Source organism: Ponticoccus litoralis (assembly GCF_039769985.1).
In the GTDB taxonomy this organism is placed as follows: Bacteria; Pseudomonadota; Alphaproteobacteria; order Rhodobacterales; family Rhodobacteraceae; genus Ponticoccus; species Ponticoccus litoralis.
The window spans coordinates 1,681,927-1,702,628 of record NZ_JBDNCH010000002.1 but is presented as its reverse complement, the minus strand read 5'-3'; the positions used below and the strand labels follow the sequence as shown (position 1 = coordinate 1,702,628).

The following is a 20,702-nucleotide window of genomic DNA, read 5'->3' as shown; positions in this document are numbered from 1 at the left end:
TGTACGTGCATTGGCCCTTTTGCGAGGCCAAATGCCCCTATTGCGACTTCAACTCGCATGTCACGCGCGAGATTGACCAGTCCCGCTGGGCCCGCGCCCTTGCCGCCGAAGTCCGGCGCGCCGCAGAGGAAACGCCGGGCCGGGTGCTGACCTCGATCTTCTTCGGCGGCGGGACACCCTCGCTGATGGCGCCGGAAACCGTGGCCGCCGTGATCGAGGCGGCGCGCACGGCCTGGACCTTTTCCAACGACATCGAGATCACGCTGGAGGCCAACCCCCGGTCGGTCGAGGCGGCGAAGTTCCGCGGCTTTCGCGAGGCCGGGGTGAACCGGGTGTCCCTTGGGGTCCAGTCGCTGCGCGAGGACGACCTGCGGCGGCTGGGCCGCCTGCACGACGTCGCAGAGGCCCGCAAGGCGGTGGAGGTGGCCCGGGCGGAATTCGACCGCGTCAGCTTTGACCTGATCTATGCACGGCAGGGGCAGGGGCTGGACGACTGGCGAAGCGAGCTGCGCGAGGCGCTGGAAATGGCCGCCGACCATCTGTCGCTGTACCAGCTGACCATCGAACCCGGCACCGCCTTCTGGGACCGGGCGCAGGTGGGGCGCCTGCGCGGCCTGCCCGGCGACGATCTAGCCGCCGACATGTACGAGCTGACGCAGGACCTGTGTGGCGAGGCCGGGATGGCCGCCTACGAGGTCTCGAACCACGCAAGGCCCGGTGCTGAATCGCGGCACAACCTGATTTACTGGCGGCAGGGTGACTGGGTCGGCGTTGGCCCCGGGGCGCACGGGCGCCTGTCCATTGGCGGCCTCCGTCAGGGGCGCGTCGCGCATATGGCGCCGGGCCGCTGGATCGCCGCCGCCGAGGCCGGAAGCGGGGAAGAGTCCCGCGAAACCCTATCCGCGGCGGATATGGCCGCAGAATACCTTATGATGGGGCTTAGAATCTCTGAACCACTGGATTTGGTACGCTTGCGCAGACTGGATCCCGCTGCGGCCCCTGAAGGCAAGCTGCAGGATCTGGTCGATCTTGGCCTGCTGACGCAGGCGGATCAGGGATCAGGACCACGCCAAAGGGGCGCATGGTCCTGAATGCGGTGATTTCCGAGCTTTTGCCCTGATCCTCAGGACGGGCGGCTGAGAATGCTACACAGCACATCGAGCTGCTCGAGCGTGTCGTAGGCAATACTCACCCGCCCTTTTTCCTGCCCCGGCTTGTGATCGATCTGCACTTTCATGCCCAGGGCTGCCGACAGATCGGCTTCCAGCGCCTTGGTATCGGCGTCCTTGTCAAAGCTGTAACTGGCCGGATCGGGCTGCCGGCGCGGGGCCGGGGCCTCGCCGCCCTTTGCCAGACGCTCTGCCTCGCGGACCGACAGGCCCTTGCTGACGATGGTCTGGGCCAGGCTTTCCGGGTCGCGCGCGGTGACCAGCGTACGGGCGTGGCCGGCACTCAGCTCTCCGGCGGTGACCATTTCCTGCACCGTTTCCGGCAGGTTCAAAAGGCGCAGGAGGTTGGCAATATGGCTCCGGCTTTTGCCGAGGGCTTCCGCCAGCTTTTCCTGCGTATGGCCGAATTTGAACATCAGCTGCCGATAGCCGGCGGCCTCTTCGATCGGGTTCAGATCGGCGCGCTGGATGTTCTCGATGATCGCAATTTCAAGAACTTCGGTGTCGTCGAGATCGCGCACGAGGACGGGAACCTCGTGCAATTGCGCCATCTGGGCCGCGCGCCAGCGCCGTTCCCCCGCAACGATCTGGAAACGGTCGGGCTGGGCCGGATCGGTGCGGACGATCAGCGGCTGGATAACGCCCTTGGTCCGGATGGAATTGGCCAGATCATCCAGCTGCGACTGCGTGAACGTGCGCCGGGGCTGGTCCGGGTTCGGCGAGATCAGCTCTACCGGAAGCACACGATCCGGCCGCCGGGGCGCATCAGTCTGGCTTTCCTGCTCAACCGGCGCGACATCCGCCATCAGTGCGGACAGCCCGCGCCCCAATCCCCGACGTTGTTCCTTGCGTTCCGCCATGTTCTCTCCTTCGCGACTCAGGCCGCGCGTTTTTCGTTTTTTGCGAGCAATTCCTGCGCCAGCGCCCGATAGGCCGCTGCGCCCTTCGACGAACCGTCATAGGCCAGCACCGGCAGGGCGTAGGACGGCGCCTCGGACACCCGGACATTGCGCGGGATCACGGTTCGGAACACGAGATCCCCAAGATTGGCCCGGGCATCGGCTTCGACCTGCTGGGACAGGTTGTTGCGGGCGTCGTACATCGTCATCACCACGCCTTCGATCCGCAGATCCGGGTTGGCGCTTTGCCGCACCTCGCGGATCGTCAGCATCAGTTGCGACAGCCCTTCAAGGGCAAAGAATTCGCTTTGCAGGGGCACCAGGACAGAGTGGGCGGCCACCATCGCATTGACCGTCAGAAGGTTGAGAGAGGGCGGGCAATCGATGAGGATGACGTCGAACCGGAACGCGTCGATGCCTTTCTGACGCAGGGAATCGTGCAGCAGAAAGCTGCGTTTTTCGTTTGAAAACAACTCGATATCCGCAGAGCTGAGGTCCACGGTCGCCGGAATGAGCGACAGGTTTTCCGTCCCCGTCGGCAGGATCACCTGAGACAGATCGACATCGTCGAGCAGCAGGTCATAGGTGGTATAGGGGCGATCATCGACACCAAGCCCGGTGGAGGCATTGCCCTGCGGATCCAGATCGACGACGAGCACCCTGTGCCCCATTTCGCACAGGGCCGCGCCCAGATTGATCGTCGTGGTGGTCTTGCCCACGCCGCCTTTCTGGTTCGCGATGGCGATGATTTTGGGACCGGCGGGCCGGGTGGGATCAGACATGGGAAAGCTCTCTCACTTCCAAAACGACGGCTTCGGGGCTTGTCTCGCTTGTATGCGATTTGGCATCAAAACGCCATTCTGCGCGCGCGTCATCCAGCTCCTTTTTCCAACCCGCACCCTTGTGAAACAGGGCCGTCGCGTTCCGGGCCAGGTGCGGATGCGCAAGGCGGAACAAAGCGGGCAGGGGTGCCAGGGCCCGGGCAGAGATCACATCGCTGGCCTGCGGCGGAAGGGCCTCGATCCGGCTGGCCTGAACCTCGACGGGCACGCCGGTTTCACGAGCCACGGTTCTCAGGAAGGTTGCCTTGCGTTGATCGGATTCCACAAGCGTCACGCGCCCCGGGTGCCCGGCGCCTGCGGCAAGGATCGCAACGACCAGCCCCGGGAAGCCGCCCCCGGACCCCAGGTCTGTCCAGCGGCGCCAATCCAGATCAGCGAGGGCAAAGACCTGCGCTGAATCGCGAAAATGGCGGTCAACCGCTGCTGTGAGCGTGCTCGGGGACACCAGGTTGATCACCGGGTTCCACTTTTTCAGAAGCGAATCGTAAAGGGCCAGGCGTTCGCGTGTTTCACGTGAAACATTGGGGAACGCCTCTTCGAGAACTGGAGTCACGCGCTCTTGCTCCGATCACGCTGCCGAAGCTTCGCCAGCACAAGGGTCAGGGCCGCGGGCGTCATGCCATCCACCCGCGCCGCCTGGGCAAGAGACTCGGGGCGGGTGGCCTTCAGCTTTCCTTTCAGCTCTGTCGACAGACTCGACAGCGAATCGTAGTCAAAATCGGCAGGAATCCGAAGGTTTTCGTCGCGGCGCAGGGATTCCACGTCCCGCGACTGGCGGTCGATATAATTCGCGTAAAGCGCTTCCTTCTCGATCTGCGCACCCGTCACTTCGTCAATCTCGGCAAACGCCGCACTGAGACCTCTGATCTGCTCGAAACCGACGTCCTTCAAGGACAGGGCCTGATAGGCCGTGCGTCTTGTCCCATCCGCGTTGACTGAAACACCAAGCGCGCGCAATTCGGAGGAAGACACACTGTGCGCGCGCAGGGCCTCACGTACCGCGGTCCAGCCGGTCCATCTTTTCGTTGAAATGTTGCTTTCGTGTCTCGGAAACACAGCCCAGCTCCGCGCCAAGAGGCGTCAGCCGCTGATCGGCATTGTCTGCCCGCAGGCTCAGACGGAATTCAGCGCGGCTGGTGAACATCCGGTAGGGTTCGGTCACACCACGGGTCGTAAGGTCGTCGAGCATGACACCGATATAGCCGTCGGACCGGCACATCACGAACGGTTGTCGATCGAGGCTTTCACAAGCGGCATTCAGACCCGCGATCAATCCCTGGGCCGCAGCCTCTTCGTAGCCGGTCGTACCATTGATCTGGCCGGCGAGATAGAGGCCTTTCATGGCCCGCAGCGCGAGCGTCGATTGCAAAGCTCTGGGGTCGACATAATCGTATTCGATGGCATAGCCCGGCTGCAGGATCTCGGCCTGCTCCAGCCCGACGATGGTCCGAACATAGGCTTCCTGAACCTCTTGCGGCAGGGAGGTGGAAATCCCGTTGGGATAGATCGTGGAATTGGAGAGGCTTTCGGGTTCCAGGAAGACCTGATGCGAATCCTTCTCCGCGAAGCGTACCACTTTATCCTCGATCGAGGGGCAGTAGCGCGGCCCGACGCCGTCGATATGCCCGCCGTACATGGCCGAGCGGTTTAGATTTTCGCGAATGATTTCATGGGTTTGAACTGACGTATGTGTGATGCCGCAGGACACCTGACGCGCGACGGGACGGCTGTTCATAAAGCTGAACATCACGGGATCGTCGTCGCCGGGCTGCATGTCCAGCCGGTCCCAGTCAATCGTCTTGCCGTCCAAGCGGGGCGGGGTGCCCGTTTTCAGACGACCGGTGGGCAGATCAAGCGCGCGCATGCGATCCGCCAGACGGTTGGATGGTTTGTCGCCCATGCGACCGCCCGGCGTCTTCTGGTCGCCGATGTGGATGACACCATTCAGGAAGGTGCCGCTGGTCAAGACAACCGTCCTGGAAGAGAGGGTCGTGCCATCCGCCAAGACGATCCCGGTGACGCGGTCGGCCTGCAGAGAGAAGTCGATGACCTCGCCGACAACCACCTGCAATCCGTCGATATCCGCGAGGGTCTTCTGCATCGCCTGCGCGTAAAGGGCACGATCCGCTTGCGCGCGGGGACCTTGCACAGCTGGACCCTTGCGGCGGTTCAAGAGGCGGAACTGGATCCCGACCGCATCCGCCACGCGCCCCATGATCCCGTCCAGCGCGTCGATCTCGCGAACAAGGTGGCCTTTGCCAAGCCCGCCAATCGCCGGATTACACGACATCACGCCAAGGTCCGAGGCGCGGAGCGTCACCAAGGCGGTCCGTACTCCCATGCGGGCGGCAGCGGCGGCCGCCTCTGTTCCGGCATGTCCGCCGCCCACGACGATCACATCGAAGTCGCAATGTTTCACGTGAAACACTCCTTACTTGCCGACACAAAAATTGGCGAAGATCTCGTCCAGCAAGTGTTCCACATCGACGTAGCCAAGAAGGCTCTCCATTCGACGGGCCGCGACTCGCACGTTCTCGCTGACCACATCATACAGGTCGGGACCGTCCTGCAAAAGGTCCAAGGCGTCGGCAAGAAGAGATCCGCCGTCTTCCAGCATGATCCGGTGGCGTTCTCGCGACGAAAGGCTGACCCGCTGGACACGTTCTGCAAGTGTCTCTTGAATATGCCGTTGCAGGGCCTCGACACCATGCCCGGTCTGGCCGGAGATGCCGTTGATCCCGTCGACAGGGTGGTCCTGTTTCGCGGTCAAAACCAGATCCCCGGGCCGGACCGCGATCATGGGTGCCTCGCCGGGCGGAACCAGATGAACCCTCAGGTCCGCGTCGTCGGCCCGCGCCCGGGCGCGGGCCACGCCGATGGCCTCTACCGTATCCGTTGTATCGCGCAGCCCGGCGGTATCCAGAACCACAACCGGCAACCCGTTGATATCCATCCGAACTTCGAGCACGTCCCGAGTCGTCCCGGCAATCTCGGAGGTGATGGCCGCCTCGCGCCCGGCAAGGTGGTTCAGCAAGGTCGACTTGCCGGCGTTCGGTGGGCCGACGATGGCAACCTCGAAACCGGTGCGAATTCGCTCGGCGACGGTCAACCCGGCCAGCTCTGTCTTCACCTCTCTCAGGACAGAGGTCACAAGATCGCGCACCTCGTCGGATACATCCACGGGCACGTCTTCGTCGGCAAAGTCGATGGTCGCTTCGAGAAGCGAGGCCGCCCGCACAAGGCTGCGCCTCCAGTCATGCACCCGTGCACCCAGATCGCCGGACAGAACTTTCAGGGCTTGCTGCCTTTGAACCTCTGTCTCGGCATCGATCAGGTCGGACAGACCCTCGACCTGTGTCAGATCCATGCTGCCGGTTTCCAGCGCCCGGCGGGTGAACTCGCCGGGCTCCGCCAGGCGCAGTCCCGGAAAGGCGCCGATCGCCCGCAGCACAGCCCGCTGAACCGCGATGCTGCCATGCAGGTGAAATTCCGCAACCGGTTCGCCGGTAAAGCTGCCGCCTTCTTCGAAAATCAGGACAAGTGCCTGATCCAGAAAGGCACCGTCCTGGTCGCGAAGAACACGCAAAGCGGCCTGCCGCGGTCGGGGCAGGGGCGCGGCCATCCCGTCGACGACCGCCCAGGCATTCGGGCCAGAGAGGCGCACGATGGAAACGCCCGCCCGGCCCGGTGCGCTTGCAAGCGCGTAGATGGTGTCCATAGCAGCCTCAGCTGTTCATGGAGTCGAAGAATTCCGAATTCGTCTTGGTCTGCTTCAGCTTCGAGATCAGGAATTCGACCGCGTCCGTCGTGCCCATCGGGTTCAGGATACGACGCAGGACAAAGGTCTTTTGCAGATCCGTCTTGTCGACCAGAAGATCCTCTTTCCGGGTGCCGGACTTGAGGATGTCCAGCGCCGGGAAGACCCGCTTGTCCGCCACCTTCCGGTCCAGCACGATCTCGGAGTTGCCGGTGCCCTTGAATTCTTCGAAGATCACCTCGTCCATGCGCGAGCCCGTGTCGATCAGCGCCGTCGCAATGATCGTCAGCGAGCCGCCTTCCTCGATGTTGCGCGCCGCGCCGAAGAAGCGCTTGGGCCGCTGCAGGGCATTCGCGTCGACACCGCCGGTCAGAACTTTGCCGGAGGAGGGCACCACAGTGTTGAAGGCTCTACCAAGTCTTGTGATGGAGTCCAGAAGGATGACTACATCTCGCTTGTGTTCCACAAGCCTCTTGGCCTTCTCGATGACCATCTCGGACACGGCCACGTGCCTCTGTGCCGGTTCGTCGAAGGTCGAGGACACGACCTCGCCCTTCACCGAACGCTGCATGTCGGTGACTTCTTCCGGGCGTTCGTCGATCAGCAGGACGATCAGGTAGCACTCGGGGTGGTTCTTCTCGATCGAGTTGGCGATGTTCTGCAAGAGCACCGTCTTACCGGTGCGCGGCGGCGCCACGATCAGCGAGCGCTGGCCTTTGCCGATGGGTGCGACCAGGTCGATGATCCGCGCAGAGCGGTCCTTGATGGTAGGATCCTCGATCTCCATCTTCAGGCGCTCGTCGGGGTAGAGTGGCGTCAGGTTGTCGAAGGCGATCTTGTGGCGCGCGCGCTCGGGATCCTCGAAGTTGATCTTCGACACGGCCACCAGGGCGAAATAGCGCTCATCGTTGTCCGGTGCGCGGATCTCGCCCTCTATGCTGTCCCCGGTCCGCAGAGAGTGCTTCCGGATCATGTCGGGCGAGACATAGATATCGTCCGGGCCCGGCAGGTAGTTGGCCTCGGGCGAGCGCAGGAAGCCAAAACCGTCCTGTAGCACCTCCAGCACCCCGTCGCCGAAGATCTGCCAGCCGTCGTCCGCCCGCTCGCGCAGGATCTGGAACATCATCTCGCCCTTGCGCATGGTCGAGGCGTTCTCGATCTCCAGTTCTTCGGCCATGGCCAGAAGATCCTTCGGAGACTGCGCCTTCAGATCGGCGAGGTTCAGCTTTTCTTCACTCATGGGACACTCTGTCAGAACCGGCAGGAGGCTCTGCTTTTCTATGAATAGGGGAAGACCGCTTCGGGACCGAAGCTGGGAAGGGTGCTAGACCACCGGGACCATGCAAGTCAACGCTGAATGCCGGAAGCCTTGGAACACTGAATAAATAGAAAAGATGAAAGGATTTTGAAGTGTGTTGTGCGGCGATTTCCTGTGGATCCTTGATATGTCCTTGCAGTCGCCCACAGGGAACAGGGCTGGGGAAAACCTTGTGCAACATTTCTGGACGTGGAAGAACATGTAAAAAATTTTGATTTTAGGGCAGCGACTTATATCGGTATTCACCGGATCATTGACCTGTGGATAACCCTGGGCGCAACAGGGCGTCAGAGACGATGTTCCATGGTTGGCGAGTTATCCTCTCCCACAGGTCCACAGCTTCGGGAAACCGGCTGAAAACCGCGGAAACCGCCCCCAGCCTTGCAACCGCTTGGGTTTTTCCTCAGAACCATCGCACAGTGCCACACAAACCTGTCCCCGAAGTTGTCCCCATGAATCTCGACCTTGTCCTCGCTTCCGGCTCTTCGACGCGGGCGGAACTGCTTCGAAAGGCCGGTCTGACCATTCAGATCGAATCGCCACGGGTCGATGAAGAGGCGATAAAGGCGTCGCTGATGCATGAGGGCGCGAATCCTCGCGACATTGCCGACGCTCTGGCCGAGGCCAAGGCGCAGAAGGTGGCCCGGAAGTGTCCCGAGGCGCTTGTCCTTGGCTGCGATCAGGTTCTGGAGTTCGACCGCCGGGTGATTTCCAAGCCGGAAAGCTGCGAAGAGGCCCGCGCCCAGGTCGAGATGCTGCGCGGGCAGACCCATCGGCTGCTGTCCGCCGCGGTGCTTTACCACGAGGGCCGGGCAATCTGGCGCCATGTCGGGACTGCGCGCCTGACCATGCGTGCGGTGTCCGACGACTACCTGACCCAATACCTGGACCGGAACTGGCCCGATGTCGGTGCCTCGGTTGGGGGCTACAAGCTCGAATCCGAAGGTGTCCGGCTGTTCGCGCGCATCGAAGGCGACCATTTCACCATCCTCGGCCTTCCGCTTCTGGAACTTCTGAATTTTCTCTCGATACGAGGCAGCATACCCGCATGACCCTCTCCCGTATCCCGCTGGCCGCCGTCATCGGTTCCCCGATCGCGCATTCCCGTTCGCCGCGCCTGTTTCGCCACTGGCTGCGCAAATACGGCATGCCGGGCCATTATATCCCGATGGAGGTCCCCGCCGAGCGGCTGGAAGAGACCCTGCGCCTTTTGCCCGAACTGGGTTTCGTCGGGCTGAACGTCACCATTCCCTACAAGGAAAAGGTGATGGAGATCGCCGACCAGGTGTCCGACCGCGCAACGCTGATCGGCGCCGCGAACACGCTGATCTTCCGCAAGGACGGGTTGATTCATGCGGACAACACCGATGGCTACGGCTTTGTCGAGAACCTGCGCCAGTCGGCGCCGGACTGGCAGCCCGAGGCCGGGCCTGCAACGGTCTTCGGGGCAGGCGGCGCGGCGCGGGCTATCGTTGCCTCGCTGCTCGACGTGGGCGTGCCCGAGATCCGGCTGACCAACCGCACCCGTCCGCGCGCCGAGAAGCTGCGCGAGGATTTCGGCAACAAGGTGCAGGTCTATGACTGGGTGCAGGCGGGCAATATCGTCGAGGGCTGCGCCACCGTGGTCAATACCACCTCTCTGGGCATGACGGGCAAGCCCGAGCTTCGCGTGCCGCTGGATGCCATCGGCCCGGGCATGCTGGTCACGGACCTTGTTTACACGCCGCTGGAAACCCGGCTGCTGCGCGAGGCGAAAGAGCAGGGCGCCCGGACCGTCGATGGCACTGGGCATGCTGTTGCATCAGGCCGTACCCGGGTTTGAGCGCTGGTTCGGCACCCGTCCCGAGGTCGACGAGGCCACGCGCAAGGCCATCCTCGGGATGAGCTTTCGCCTTGGCCTGACCGGCTCTATCGGCATGGGCAAGTCGACAACCGCGCAGATGTTCGCGGCAGAGGGCTGTGCCGTCTGGGATGCGGATGCGGCTGTACACCGCCTGTATGCAAAGGGCGGGGCGGCGGTCGAACCGCTGGCCCGGGCCTTTCCCGAGGCGATTGACGCGGGCGCGGTGTCGCGCGACCGGCTGCGGTCGGTGATCGCGTCGGACAAGACCGCGCTGGCGCGGATCGAGGCCATCGTGCATCCGCTGGCCCGGCAGGACCGCGAGACCTTTGCCGCCGCCGCGACCAGCGAGGTGACGGTCTTCGACATTCCGCTGCTGTTCGAGACCGGCGGCGATGCCGAGATGGACTCGACCGCCTGCGTCACCGTCGCGCCAGAGGTGCAGCGCGAGCGGGTGCTGGCCCGTGGGACCATGACGGCAGAGGATCTGGAGACCATTCTGTCGCGCCAGATGCCCAATGCCGAGAAATGCCGCCGCGCCACCTACGTCATCGAGACCGATACGCTTGAGACCGCGCGCCGACAGGTGCAGAACGTCCTGAGGGACATCCGGGCCAGACTGGGGAAAGATCATGCGTGAGATCGTTCTCGATACCGAGACCACGGGCTTCGAGCCCGAGCAGGGCGACCGCATCGTCGAAATCGGCGCGGTCGAGCTGTACAACCACATGCCGACCGGCAAGACTTACCACCAGTACATCAACCCGGAACGCGCCATGCCGGCAGAGGCCTTCGCGGTGCATGGGCTGGGTGACGATTTCCTGCGCGACAAGCCGGTTTTCGCGAAGATCGTCGACGAGTTCCGCGCCTTCATCGGCGAGTCGAAGCTGGTGATCCACAACGCCGCCTTCGACGTGAAATTCCTGAACGCCGAACTGCGGTGGGCCAAGCGTCCGCTGCTGGCCGCCGATTGCGCCATCGATACGCTGGACATCGCGCGGCGCCGGTTTCCGGGTTCGCCTGCCTCGCTGGATGCGCTGTGCCGACGCTTCGGCATCGACAACTCGTCGCGGACCCTGCACGGCGCGCTTCTGGACAGCGAGATCCTTGCCGAGGTCTACCTTGAACTGATCGGCGGCAAGCAGCCCGACCTTGTGCTGACGCCGGTGCAGACGAAATCCGCGAACGGCGAGTCCGACAGCGACTGGCGGCTCGAAACCCCGGCCCACGCCGCTGCCGTCGCGCCTGTCGGAAACGGAAAAGGCGGCTCACGCCGCCTTTGTCGCCAAGCTTGGGCCCGAGGCCCTTTGGACGAAGACCTGATTTAGGCCTGCGCCACCGGCGTTTCGCTTTTCTGCGCGGCCTGACGGCGCTGCAGTTCGTTGCGATACAGCGCAAGGAAGTCGATCGTTTCCAGGTTCAGCGGCGGGAAACCACCGTCGCGCGACACGTCGGACACGATGCGGCGCACGAAGGGGAACAGCATCCGCGGGCATTCGATCAGCAGGAAGGGGTGCAGCTGCTCTTCCGGGACGTTCTCGATGTGGAAGACGCCGGCATATTCCAGCTCGAGCACGAAGAGATGCGCGCCGCTGTCCTTGGCCTTGGACTCGACCTTCAGCTTCATCACGACTTCGTACTGGTTGTCGGTGGGGCGCTTCTTGGCGTCGAGGTTCACCTGAACCTGAACGTCGGGCGTCACCTCGCCGCTGACACCCTTGGTCGAGAGAATATTCTCGAAGGAAAGATCGCGAATGAATTGTGCGAGGACGTTCATCTTAGGCGCTTGCGGCTGCTGCGCCGTGTCCGCTCCGTTCGTTTCTGCCATTGTTCTGGCCTCCCGTGTACAACTTGGCTCATCGCATAGCAGGCTGCGCCAGCGCGCTCAATGCCTGGTCCAGCCAGAGCCGGGGTGATTGGGTTTCTTCTCGCGGCGGACCTCGGTGAACTCGCCTTCGATCACGTCGGGCCGGGGATCGTGGCGCGGGTCGTGCTGCCCGTGACGCGGGTCGTGGCGCGGATCCGCGCCCATCTGGAACGAGGCCACGGTGACCCGCGATTTCAGCCATTTGAACATGGCGACGCGCACCGCCGGGATCAGCAGGGCAAAGCCCACGGTATCGGTGAAAAAGCCCGGCGTCAGCAGCAGCGCGCCCGACAAGAGGATCATCGCGCCATGCGCCAGCGGCTCACCGGGATCTTCCAGCCGGTTGAAGCTTTGCCGCAGGTCGTTCATCGCCAGACGGCCCTGTGCCCGGACCATCCAGGTGCCGAGGATCGCGGTCACGATGACCACGCCCAGCGTCGGCCAGAGGCCGATCAGACCGCCGACCTGAATGAACAGGGCGATTTCGATCAGCGGAACCATCAGGAAGGCTACGAAAAGCCACATGTGTCTGTCCTCCAAGTCGGGCGGCGCCGGTGGACTCGCCCCGGTGCCTCACCTACATAGGAAGGCAACACCAAAGTTTCCATGTACGCCGCCAAGAGGTGACGATGAACTCCCCCATTCTCCAGCTGCTTGTCCTCGCCGGAATTGCCATATTTCTCGTACTGCGCCTGCGCAGCGTTCTCGGCACGCGGGAGGGGTTCGAGAAACCCCCGGCGCCGGCCCCGTCCGAAACCCGCGGCAACCGCGCCGGGTTCGAAGTGATCGAGGGTGGACCGGATCGCGACATCGTCGACCATGTCCCCGAAGGCAGCGATGCCGCCGACGCGCTGGCCGCGATGAAGAAGGTCGAGCCGAGCTTTTCGGTCTCTGAATTCCTCTCGGGCGCGCGGGGCGCCTACGAGATGATCCTGATGGGCTTCGAGAACGGCAAGGTGGAGGATTTGAAACCCTTCCTGGCCGAAGACGTCTACGAGACCTTCGCAGAGGTCGTCGCCCAGCGGGAAGAGCAGGGGCTGACCATCGAGGCGACCTTCATCGGCGTGCGGGAACTGACCCTTTCCGATGCCAGCTATGACGAGACTTCGGGCCTTGCCGAGATCACCGTGCGCTACGTGGCCGAACTGACCTCTGTGGTGAAGAACGCCGAGGGCGAGGTGGTCGAAGGCTCTGCCACGGCGGTGAAGCGCCAGAAGGACGTCTGGACCTATGCCCGCACCATGGGCGCCTCTGATCCGAACTGGCAGCTTGTCGCCACGGACGAATGACACGACTGATCCTTGCGCTTGTCCTTGGTCTTGCCGCCATGACCGGCCGCTCTGATGCAGAGAGCGGGCCGGTCTACGCGGTTCTCGATTTCGAGGACCTGACCGGATGGGCCGAGGATGACCATGCTGCGGCGCTTGAGGTGTTTCGCAACACCTGCCGCGACTTCGACGATCCCGACTGGCGCTCGCTTTGCGGTTTCGCCGAGGACACGCGGGATGCGAAGGGGTTCTTCGAACTGCTGTTCCGTCCGGTGATGATCACCGACGGCGCGGATGCGCTGTTCACCGGCTACTTCGAGCCGGAACTGCGCGGGTCGCCCTACGAGACGGAAACCTACCGTTACCCGATCTACGCCATGCCGCCAGAAGCCGCCGAGACCCGGCCCTGGTTCACCCGGCGCGAGATCCTGACCTCGGGCGTGATGCAGGGCCGGGGGCTGGAAATCGCATGGGTCGATGACCCGGTGGAGCTGTTCTTCCTGCAAATCCAGGGGTCCGGGCGCGTGCGCTTTCCCGACGGGCGCACGATCCGCGTCGGCTATGGCGGTTTCAACGGGCATCCCTATCGGTCGATCGGCAAGGAAATGGTGCGGCGCGGCATCTACGAGGCGCATCAGGTTTCCGCCCGGGTGATCCGCAGCTGGGTACGGCGCAATCCGCTGATCGGAGAGGAACTGCTGTACCACAACGCCTCTTATGTCTTCTTTCGCGAGGTTAGCGAGGTTCCGGCGGATCGCGGTCCCCCGGGGGCCATGAACCGGTCGATCACCGCGATGCGGTCGATCGCGGTCGATCCTGCCTATACGCCGCTGGGCGCCCCGGTCTGGATCGAGAAGCAGGGCGACAGCCCCCTGAACCGGCTGATGATCGCGCAGGACACCGGCTCTGCCATCAAGGGCGCGCAGCGGGCGGATATCTTCTTTGGCACCGGCGAGGTGGCCGGGGCGGAGGCCGGAGAGGTCAAGGACCCCGGGCGCATGGTGGTGCTGCTGCCGATCCAACGGGCCTATGCCCTGCTGCCGGAAGCGGTGCAATGAGCCGCCGCCGACTGCGGCACGGACGAGCTGGATCTCTGGCATCGGGTGGCGCGGCAGACAGAGGCCTTGCCGGGGCGGCCCAAGCCAAAGGCTCCGGCCCCGGATCCGAAGACGCCAGACCGGTCGGTTCGTCCCCCGAACCGGCCGCTTTGCCTCCGCCGTTGCCGCCGTTCCGGATGGGGCAGAAAACCGCGCCCCGGACCGAGACCCACGATTTCCACAAGACCACCTCGGACCGCATGAAGACCGAGGGCGTCAAAATGGACGCCCGCGCCTTCACGCGGATGAAGCGGGGGCGGCTGGAACCCGAGGGCCGGATCGACCTGCACGGCATGACGCTGGATCAGGCGCACCCGGCGCTGTCGCAGTTCATCCTGACGGCGCAGGCGCGGGGCTTGCGGCTGGTGCTGGTGATCACCGGCAAGGGCCTGCGCGAAGACCCCTATGACCCGATGCCCCGGCGGCGCGGCGTGCTGAAGACGCAGGTGCCGATGTGGCTGAAGATGCCGCCGGTTGCGCAGGCGGTGCTTCAGGTCACGGAGGCGCACCGCAAACACGGCGGCGGCGGCGCCTATTACGTCTATCTCAGGCGGCGGCGGTAAGCAGGCGGCCTAGCATCGCTGCCGCCAAGGCGGTGGGGCGCAGCCTGTTGATCCCGCACCACCGTCCATGGCCAAGCGCGTCGGTCCGGCGGATTTCCCCGCCGCAGACCGAAAGGAAGAGGGGCTGGCCGGGGCCGGAGCGAAAACTCGGCAGCACATCGACGGAAGGCCAGCGATGGTTTCGCGCGATGACGCGGAACCCGGATATGGCGGAGCTGCGTGGCAGACCGGCGGCCTCAAGGCTGGCGGTGGGCGGGCATGGTCAGGCAGGCGCCGAAGAGGGCAACGCGGCGTCGGGGCAGGGGCCGTGGCACGGCCCCCGTCAGTTGGACACCGCGGCGGCACGGGCGCTGACCCCGAAGACAGAGCCGATAAGCCCGAGGATCGTCCGGGCGTTCGTCACCGGGCTTTCGGTGGCAAGCACGGTATCGCCGGGCTGGACGTGAAACTGCCGCGCCGCAAAAAGGCCGTCGGCGCTGGTCAGGTCGAAGGTAAAGACGACCTGCTGCATCCCGGGGCCGCGCCCGTCGGCACGGATGTGTCGGGCCGCGTATTCGCGCAGGACCAGAACGCCCTTGGGATCGGCACGGCTGTCGTTGATGCCGCCCATCAGCGAGACGGCTTCCAGCGCGGTCACGCGATCCTTGGGAAAGTACACGAGATCCTCGACCCCCGAGGCCCCCAGCGCGGTAAAGCTGCGGTCGTCTTCCTCGATCACCACGGTATCGCGCGGATGCAGAAGCGCGTTGCGCGACCCGTCGCGGAACAGCACATCCGACGAAATCTCATAGGTCGAAGAGCCCCGGATCAGGCGCACCTGCGGGTTGCGCAGCCCCTGAGGGATGCCACCCGCGTCCGCCAGCACGTTGAGGATCTTGTAGTTGCGCGAGGGCATCGGGTAGGCGCCGGGCTTTGTCACCCCGCCCACCACGTCGACGGTGTGATCGCGGCCCTGCTGAAGGCTGACCTGCACCTGCGCGGCGGGCACGATGGGTTCCAGTCGGGTCTGGATCTTCGCCCGCGCGCCTGCGGGTGTCAGCCCGCGGACACCGACCTTGTTGGCATAGGGCAGGAAGATGGAGCCGTTGCCGTCGACCTCGACGCCCGCGATCTCGGTATACCGCTGGCCGGGGTTGGTGATCAGCGAGTTTTCCGAGCTGTCCCAGATGGTCACGTCCAGCCGGTCGCCGGTGCGGATCACCGAAGAGCTGCTGCCCTCGGAGGTGCCGGGCCAGTGGTATTCCCCGTCCCATCCGGTGGCGGGCCAGCTTTCGATACCGGGAATATTCGCGCGCGTCACCGGAACGACCTGAAAGGTGGGACTCTCGGCGTTCTTTTGATTTACAACTTCGGATTGCAAGGCGGCCCCGCGCGGCAGGCTGCAGGCGGTCAACAGGATGGCTGCGCCCAGAAGGGCCAGTACGGTCCGTCGTCTTTGTTCCAATCCGCCCCTCCGGGTCCGGTATGCTTCAGTCTTTTTAGTCGTTGTCTACGCTGATAAACACTCTGGCAAGAGTTGGGAAGTGGAATGAGGTCGGGACCGTGGCAGACAGAACGCAGCCGACACTGCTGCTTTTGGGCGCGACAGGCAAGCTGGGGCGTGCGTTGCAGGCCTGCTGGCGCGTTGCACCGCCGGGGGGATGACGGTTGCCGGTCTGGCGCGTCGGCGAAATTCCTCCGATATCCCGGTCTGGGTTCCCGGCGGACCCCTGCCCGCAACCGGCCCTGTGCGGGCGGTGATCGCGGCCTGGGGGTGACCTCTGGCACGCGGGAGGACATGGACGGCAATATCGCGCTGGCCCGCGCGGCGCTGGATCTTGCCCGCGAGGTCGGGGCAGAGCGTGTGCTGCATTTCTCTTCCGCCGCCGTCTACGTACCGGGGCGAAGGACCGCTGGGCGAAGAGGATGCCCCCGATCCGCAGGCGCCCTACGGTGCCAGCAAGCTGCGGATGGAGAATGCGGTGGACGACTGGCACAAGACCTTCGAGGGCGGGCCGCGGTCGGTGATCCTGCGGATCGGCAATGTCGCCGGGGCGGACATGCTTTTCGGCAATATGCGGGCGGGCCAGAGCGTGACATTGCATCGCCTGCCGGACGGCACCGCCCCGCGCCGCAGCTACATCGCCCCCGCCGATCTTGCACGGGTGATCGCGGCGCTTGTGCAGGCACCGGATCCGGCGCGGATCTACAACGTGGCGGCCCCGGCGGTGACCGGGATGGATGCGATCGCGACAGAGGCGGGCGTTCCGATCCGCTGGCAAGAGGCGCCCGAGACGGCCCTGCCCCGAGGTCTGGCTGAACACCGACAGGCTGGCCGCCGTCCTGCCCCTTGGCCCGCAGAGCGCCCAGCCGCGGCACCTGATCGACGGCGCGCGGCAAGCCGGGCTGTGGCCATGAAGAGGGGCCTTTTGCGGCTTCTCGACGTTCTCTATGCCATTGGAATGACGGTGCTTCTGGCACCGCTTCTGGTCTATGTGGCGTTTCGGGTCTGGCGCGAGGACGGGCGCCCGATCCTGTATAAATCCGAACGCATGCACGCCCCGGGCAAGCCTTTCCAGCTTTGGAAGTTCCGCACCATGACGGTGGTCGAGACCGATTCCGGCGTCTCTGGCGGGGACAAGGCGGCGCGGATCACGCCCACCGGAAAGTGGCTGCGCGCCAAGCGGCTGGACGAGCTTCCGCAGCTTTGGAACGTGCTGCGCGGCGATCTTGGCTTTGTCGGACCCCGCGCGCCGCTGCGGCGCTATGTCGAGATGTATCCCGATCTCTATGCCGAAGTGCTGAAGGACAGGCCGGGCATCACCGGGATGGCATCCATGGTCTTTCACCGGACCGAAGAGCGGCTGTTGGCCCGCACGACCACGCCGGAAGAGACAGAGGCGGTCTATTGCGCCCGCTGCATTCCGCGCAAGGCCCGGCTGGACCTGCTTTATGCCAGGCGGCGCAATCCCTGCACGGACATGCGGCTGATGTTCGCGACGGTCTTTCGCCGGGTATCCATGCATGACCGGCAGACGCGGGGACGCAAGGACAGGTGACCGGGCGCGCTTGGCGGGCGGTCCCGCGAGGACGCCCGGTGCCTGCCGATAAATCCGACAGGTAACCGCCTCAGCGGCGCAGCGCCTGCGTCGCCATGTAGCCGGTGAAGCCACCCATGTATTGCCGCGCGCTCAGCACATAGCCGTCGGAGGCGACGACATAGGTGTTGGTGAAGCTGTGAACGGGGTCGGTGCTGTTGCACTCTGCCGTGACAACCGTCCCGGTGGTCTGCACAAGGCCGCCCTGCACCGCCCGCGACCCGCCCGGCGTGACCTGACACAGGTAGCTGGCGACCACGGTCACGTCTTCCGGCGTCAGATAGCGCAGGTCGTAACGCGCGGTTCCGGCGCGGCGGGCCGAGACCTGGGACAGCAGCGCGCCGACCTCGGAGGACATCAGGTCGCCGCCGAAGCCCCGGGTCGAGGTCATCATGCCGCCGCGCATGTTCACGACCTGCCGCGTCGAGGAACCATAGGTCCGGTAGGGACCGTTGGTCTCGATCTGTTGCATCAGGAACTGCCCCTTGCGGCTTTCGATCTCGAACATCTGCACGGGCCGGGGCGTGGCCGTCAGGGCCTGCGCGACCTGCTGGCCGGTCAGGGGTTGCGGCGCCGGCTTCTTCTGAAAGAGCGTCGGAAGCTGCTTGATGATCTGGCTGCGGTCGTCGGGCCCGTTGCCGCAGCCAGCAAGGATCAGGCCTGCGGCCAGCAGGGCAAGGCCGGTGCGCATCGTCTTGGCTGCGGTCATCGCCAGAACCTTCCCCAGGATTTCGCCGCGTCGGGGCGGTGGTAGTCGCGCACCTGCTCGTACAGGCGCCCGTTCACGTCCAGCCGCGCGCCGCCGTCGCGGGTCAGCGACTGGATCACGATGTCGTTGCGGTCGCGCGAGGGTGTGCCGAGGAACGAGGCCAGCGGGATGGTGAACCGCAGACCCTTGTCGAAGGAGCCTTCGCCGAAGTCCTCGAAAGAGGCGTTGGTGAAGGTCGCGTAGGCCCCGACCTTCCATCCGTTGGCGAACTCGCGGTCGACGGTGACGGTCGCGCCGTAATCGCCCGCAAGGAAGCGTCCCGCGTCGATCTGCCCGTGAAAGCCGTTGCCGAAGGCGTAATAGGCCGAGACATGGCCGTTCACGTTCGGGATGTCGCGCTCGATCCCGGTTTCGGGGTCGACGGTGGTCATCGACTGGAACTCGAACAACTGGTCGTAGGCGCGGCGCTGGACATAGTTGACCTCTGCCCCAAGCGCGAAGCGGCTGCCGACCGGCTTCCACAGAACTTCCGCAGAGGCGCCGCCGTACATGGGTTCAAGGTAGCCGAGCGTCAGGCGCGAATAGACGTCCTTGGCCGGGCGCCCGTACATGGCCAGCGTCAGGTATTCGATCGCCGGGTCGCCCTCTTTCGAGTACCGCGCGCGGTCGGTGCGCACGCGCGGCAGCTTGATCTCGTCTGCGCGGGTGATCTCGTCGAGGTTGCCCGCCAGCTTCTTGGTGACAGAGCCGGAAAGGATGACGTTCGGCGTGATCTCGACCTTGCCGGCGGCGCGGATGCCCGCGTCGATGCGGACCGGGTTGTCGGGGTCGAAGACCGAAAGCTGTCCGTAGGGCGCAATGGACCAGGTGAATTTCGGATAGATGCCAGCGTCGGGCGCGGGCGCGCGCCCGTAGGCGTCGACGATGCTGGTGCGGGCCAACATCTCGGCAGCGGCCTCATGTTCCAGCGCCTCGAGGTCGGAACGCCGCATGACCACGGCGGACATCGGCATGCCGTTGACGACGGGGATGACCTCGAAGGTCTCGACCGAGGCGGGCAGCGAGCGCGTCATCGCGCGGGCGACCCTGCCGATGGCCTGTGCGGGGGCGCCGAAGCGCGGGTTCAGGATGCGGACCGTGGCGCGGTCCTGCTCCAGCCGCAGGCTTTCGACGACGATGCCGTCCTTGGCGGCCAGCTCGCCCAGCGACTTGCGGGCACTGGCCGAGGTGCCGGGGTCCGTCGTCCAGCCCAGATCGCGCGCCGCGCCGGGGGCGCGGACCTGCACCGGCAGGCCGGCGGTCTCGATGCCGCCGGGGATGCCCTGCGTCTTGGGGTTCGTGACAAAGGTGAAGGAGGCGCCGACCTCGGAACCCAGAACGTGATACAGCGACATCTGCGCGCCGTTCCTGAACCGGTAGTCGAGGCCGAAGTTCAGCGCGCTTTTCGCGTCGTAGACACCGCGATCCTGTTCGGGATCGTAGCTGTCAGAGGAATATTCGACCTTGAAGTTCCACTGGTCGTTGGGCGCGTAGGACAGACCGGCAAAGCCCGAGATATCGCCCCGGAAGAAGCGGTCGTAGCTGGGCACGCCGCCCTCGGCGAGGAATTCCTCGGGCCGCGATCCGAAGCCGTTGCCAAGCCTGTTGGTCCCGGCAAGACGGCCCCAGCCGAGGCCGCCGGTGACCTTCAGCCCCGGCGCAAGGGTCTTTGTCGCCACGAGGTACTCGCCGCTGTAAAGCCCGGTGCCGATGAAGTCCTGAAGCCCCAGCACAAGCGAGGGGCGATACCGGCCCTCGGTCAGGATCTGATAACGCAGGTCGAAGCTGCGGTCGTAGCGGGTTTCATTCGACAGCTGCGTGTCGAAGTTCGGGATCGAGCTGTATCGAAAGCTGCCGGACAGACGCGGCATGATCTGGAAATACAGCGTGGTGCGCGTGGTGCCACCCATATAGGCGAAGGTGCCGGCGATGGTTGCATCGGGCAGAACCTCGGCGGTGGGCATGTCGATCAGACCGGGGCTGCCGTAGAGGTTCAGACTGGCGCGGTCGCGCGTGATTTCGACCGCCGCTGGTGTCGCCGCCAGGACGGACAGACCGGCCAGCATGGCAAGACGCGACACGACGCCTGCAGTTTTCCGGCGAAAACCCGGCATGCCCTTCCCCTCGTTTCCCGTGTTCGTTCGCCATTGCTAACCGTTTCCGCTGGGGCTGTCCATTCGGCGGCTCTGGGCGTCCGGCGATTGTGGGAAAATCGGCACGCCGCCGCCACCGCGGCTTTTAACGCAACATTTTGAAT

At 64.7% G+C, this 20,702-nt stretch carries 18 protein-coding genes and 2 pseudogenes; 9 read left to right on the top strand and 11 right to left on the bottom strand.

Annotated features, from left to right (window positions below; all coding sequences use genetic code 11):
* Window positions 1-5: 5 nt before the first annotated feature.
* A complete protein-coding gene (hemW, locus tag ABFB10_RS09485) occupies window positions 6-1,091 on the top strand; it encodes a radical SAM family heme chaperone HemW (protein ID WP_347166329.1) in 1,086 nt (361 codons plus the stop codon).
* A 32-nt stretch (window positions 1,092-1,123) separates the two neighbouring features.
* Here hemW and ABFB10_RS09480 read toward each other — a convergent pair whose 3' ends face one another.
* From ABFB10_RS09480 to rho, 6 genes and pseudogenes are all read right to left on the bottom strand, one after another.
* Window positions 1,124-2,029, bottom strand: a complete 906-nt coding sequence (locus ABFB10_RS09480; RefSeq protein WP_347166328.1) for a ParB/RepB/Spo0J family partition protein — start codon at window positions 2,027-2,029, stop codon at window positions 1,124-1,126.
* Between the two features lie 17 nt (window positions 2,030-2,046).
* Window positions 2,047-2,850, bottom strand: coding sequence for a ParA family protein (locus ABFB10_RS09475; RefSeq protein WP_347166327.1), 804 nt, complete (start codon window positions 2,848-2,850; stop codon window positions 2,047-2,049).
* Window positions 2,843-3,463 (bottom strand): 16S rRNA (guanine(527)-N(7))-methyltransferase RsmG, encoded by a 621-nt coding sequence (gene rsmG, locus ABFB10_RS09470; RefSeq protein ID WP_347166326.1) that lies wholly within the window; start codon window positions 3,461-3,463, stop codon window positions 2,843-2,845. The genes ABFB10_RS09475 and rsmG overlap by 8 nt, the downstream gene beginning before the upstream one ends.
* Window positions 3,460-5,338: pseudogene (mnmG, locus tag ABFB10_RS09465) on the bottom strand (tRNA uridine-5-carboxymethylaminomethyl(34) synthesis enzyme MnmG). Before mnmG ends, rsmG begins: the two are co-directional and overlap by 4 nt.
* Before the next feature lie 3 nt (window positions 5,339-5,341).
* The gene (gene mnmE, locus ABFB10_RS09460; protein ID WP_347166325.1) at window positions 5,342-6,628 is read right to left on the bottom strand and encodes a tRNA uridine-5-carboxymethylaminomethyl(34) synthesis GTPase MnmE; all 1,287 of its coding nucleotides are present in this window, start codon (window positions 6,626-6,628) and stop codon (window positions 5,342-5,344) included.
* Between the two features lie 7 nt (window positions 6,629-6,635).
* The gene (gene rho, locus ABFB10_RS09455; protein WP_347166324.1) at window positions 6,636-7,907 is read right to left on the bottom strand and encodes a transcription termination factor Rho; all 1,272 of its coding nucleotides are present in this window, start codon (window positions 7,905-7,907) and stop codon (window positions 6,636-6,638) included.
* A gap of 530 nt (window positions 7,908-8,437) precedes the next feature.
* Here rho and ABFB10_RS09450 point away from each other — a divergent pair.
* The 4 genes and pseudogenes from ABFB10_RS09450 (at window position 8,438) to dnaQ (ending at window position 11,148) form a co-directional block, all read left to right on the top strand.
* Window positions 8,438-9,037 carry a Maf family protein gene (locus ABFB10_RS09450; protein WP_347166323.1) on the top strand — a complete coding sequence of 200 codons (600 nt, stop codon included), beginning with the start codon at window positions 8,438-8,440 and terminating at the stop codon, window positions 9,035-9,037.
* Window positions 9,034-9,807 (top strand): shikimate dehydrogenase, encoded by a 774-nt coding sequence (locus tag ABFB10_RS09445; protein WP_347166322.1) that lies wholly within the window; start codon window positions 9,034-9,036, stop codon window positions 9,805-9,807. The genes ABFB10_RS09450 and ABFB10_RS09445 overlap by 4 nt, the downstream gene beginning before the upstream one ends.
* A complete protein-coding gene (gene coaE, locus ABFB10_RS09440) occupies window positions 9,764-10,465 on the top strand; it encodes a dephospho-CoA kinase (RefSeq protein ID WP_347166321.1) in 702 nt (233 codons plus the stop codon). The genes ABFB10_RS09445 and coaE overlap by 44 nt, the downstream gene beginning before the upstream one ends.
* Window positions 10,458-11,148 (top strand): annotated as a pseudogene (gene dnaQ, locus ABFB10_RS09435) (DNA polymerase III subunit epsilon). The gene coaE and the pseudogene dnaQ overlap by 8 nt, the downstream one beginning before the upstream one ends.
* A 1-nt stretch (window position 11,149) precedes the next feature.
* Here dnaQ and secB read toward each other — a convergent pair.
* Together secB and ABFB10_RS09425 are read right to left on the bottom strand one after the other, a co-directional pair.
* Complete coding sequence (gene secB, locus ABFB10_RS09430) at window positions 11,150-11,653, bottom strand: protein-export chaperone SecB (RefSeq protein WP_347166320.1); 504 nt, start codon at window positions 11,651-11,653, stop codon at window positions 11,150-11,152.
* A gap of 57 nt (window positions 11,654-11,710) precedes the next feature.
* On the bottom strand, window positions 11,711-12,217 hold the full coding sequence (locus ABFB10_RS09425) for an FxsA family protein (RefSeq protein WP_347166319.1): 507 nt from the start codon (window positions 12,215-12,217) through the stop codon (window positions 11,711-11,713).
* Between the two features lie 104 nt (window positions 12,218-12,321).
* Here ABFB10_RS09425 and ABFB10_RS09420 point away from each other — a divergent pair, with 104 nt between their 5' ends.
* The 3 genes from ABFB10_RS09420 to ABFB10_RS09410 all read left to right on the top strand — a co-directional run bounded on the left by ABFB10_RS09420 (window position 12,322) and on the right by ABFB10_RS09410 (window position 14,620).
* Window positions 12,322-12,981: a Tim44/TimA family putative adaptor protein gene (locus ABFB10_RS09420; RefSeq protein WP_347166318.1), complete on the top strand. Its 660-nt coding sequence runs from the start codon at window positions 12,322-12,324 to the stop codon at window positions 12,979-12,981.
* The gene (gene mltA, locus ABFB10_RS09415) at window positions 12,978-14,018 is read left to right on the top strand and encodes a murein transglycosylase A (RefSeq protein ID WP_347166317.1); all 1,041 of its coding nucleotides are present in this window, start codon (window positions 12,978-12,980) and stop codon (window positions 14,016-14,018) included. The genes ABFB10_RS09420 and mltA overlap by 4 nt, the downstream gene beginning before the upstream one ends.
* A 176-nt stretch (window positions 14,019-14,194) precedes the next feature.
* The gene (locus ABFB10_RS09410) at window positions 14,195-14,620 is read left to right on the top strand and encodes a Smr/MutS family protein (protein WP_347166316.1); all 426 of its coding nucleotides are present in this window, start codon (window positions 14,195-14,197) and stop codon (window positions 14,618-14,620) included.
* A 322-nt stretch (window positions 14,621-14,942) separates the two neighbouring features.
* Here ABFB10_RS09410 and ABFB10_RS09405 read toward each other — a convergent pair whose 3' ends face one another.
* A complete protein-coding gene (locus ABFB10_RS09405; RefSeq protein WP_347166315.1) occupies window positions 14,943-15,920 on the bottom strand; it encodes a polysaccharide biosynthesis/export family protein in 978 nt (325 codons plus the stop codon).
* Between the two features lie 541 nt (window positions 15,921-16,461).
* Between ABFB10_RS09405 and ABFB10_RS09400 the strand changes: the two genes are divergently transcribed.
* Window positions 16,462-17,658, top strand: a complete 1,197-nt coding sequence (locus tag ABFB10_RS09400; protein WP_347166314.1) for a sugar transferase — start codon at window positions 16,462-16,464, stop codon at window positions 17,656-17,658.
* A gap of 70 nt (window positions 17,659-17,728) precedes the next feature.
* Here ABFB10_RS09400 and ABFB10_RS09395 read toward each other — a convergent pair whose 3' ends face one another.
* Both ABFB10_RS09395 and ABFB10_RS09390 read right to left on the bottom strand, forming a co-directional pair.
* Window positions 17,729-18,406: a YjbF family lipoprotein gene (locus ABFB10_RS09395; protein ID WP_347166313.1), complete on the bottom strand. Its 678-nt coding sequence runs from the start codon at window positions 18,404-18,406 to the stop codon at window positions 17,729-17,731.
* Entirely contained in the window at window positions 18,403-20,511 is a 2,109-nt protein-coding gene (locus tag ABFB10_RS09390) for a YjbH domain-containing protein (RefSeq protein ID WP_430523041.1), read from the bottom strand. Before ABFB10_RS09390 ends, ABFB10_RS09395 begins: the two co-directional genes overlap by 4 nt.
* Window positions 20,512-20,702 lie beyond the last annotated feature (191 nt).

Bases quoted from the DNA above. Each gene is read 5' to 3' on its own strand.
- ABFB10_RS09480 (WP_347166328.1), bottom strand. From the start codon at position 2,029: ATGGCGGAACGCAAGGAACAACGTCGGGGATTGGGGCGCGGGCTGTCC.
- ABFB10_RS09475 (WP_347166327.1), bottom strand. From the start codon at position 2,850: ATGTCTGATCCCACCCGGCCCGCCGGTCCCAAAATCATCGCCATCGCG.
- mnmE (WP_347166325.1), bottom strand. From the start codon at position 6,628: ATGGACACCATCTACGCGCTTGCAAGCGCACCGGGCCGGGCGGGCGTT.
- rho (WP_347166324.1), bottom strand. From the start codon at position 7,907: ATGAGTGAAGAAAAGCTGAACCTCGCCGATCTGAAGGCGCAGTCTCCG.
- ABFB10_RS09450 (WP_347166323.1), top strand. From the start codon at position 8,438: ATGAATCTCGACCTTGTCCTCGCTTCCGGCTCTTCGACGCGGGCGGAA.
- ABFB10_RS09445 (WP_347166322.1), top strand. From the start codon at position 9,034: ATGACCCTCTCCCGTATCCCGCTGGCCGCCGTCATCGGTTCCCCGATC.
- coaE (WP_347166321.1), top strand. From the start codon at position 9,764: ATGGCACTGGGCATGCTGTTGCATCAGGCCGTACCCGGGTTTGAGCGC.
- secB (WP_347166320.1), bottom strand. From the start codon at position 11,653: ATGGCAGAAACGAACGGAGCGGACACGGCGCAGCAGCCGCAAGCGCCT.
- ABFB10_RS09425 (WP_347166319.1), bottom strand. From the start codon at position 12,217: ATGTGGCTTTTCGTAGCCTTCCTGATGGTTCCGCTGATCGAAATCGCC.
- ABFB10_RS09420 (WP_347166318.1), top strand. From the start codon at position 12,322: ATGAACTCCCCCATTCTCCAGCTGCTTGTCCTCGCCGGAATTGCCATA.
- mltA (WP_347166317.1), top strand. From the start codon at position 12,978: ATGACACGACTGATCCTTGCGCTTGTCCTTGGTCTTGCCGCCATGACC.
- ABFB10_RS09410 (WP_347166316.1), top strand. From the start codon at position 14,195: ATGGGGCAGAAAACCGCGCCCCGGACCGAGACCCACGATTTCCACAAG.
- ABFB10_RS09395 (WP_347166313.1), bottom strand. From the start codon at position 18,406: ATGACCGCAGCCAAGACGATGCGCACCGGCCTTGCCCTGCTGGCCGCA.
- ABFB10_RS09390 (WP_430523041.1), bottom strand. From the start codon at position 20,511: ATGCTGGCCGGTCTGTCCGTCCTGGCGGCGACACCAGCGGCGGTCGAA.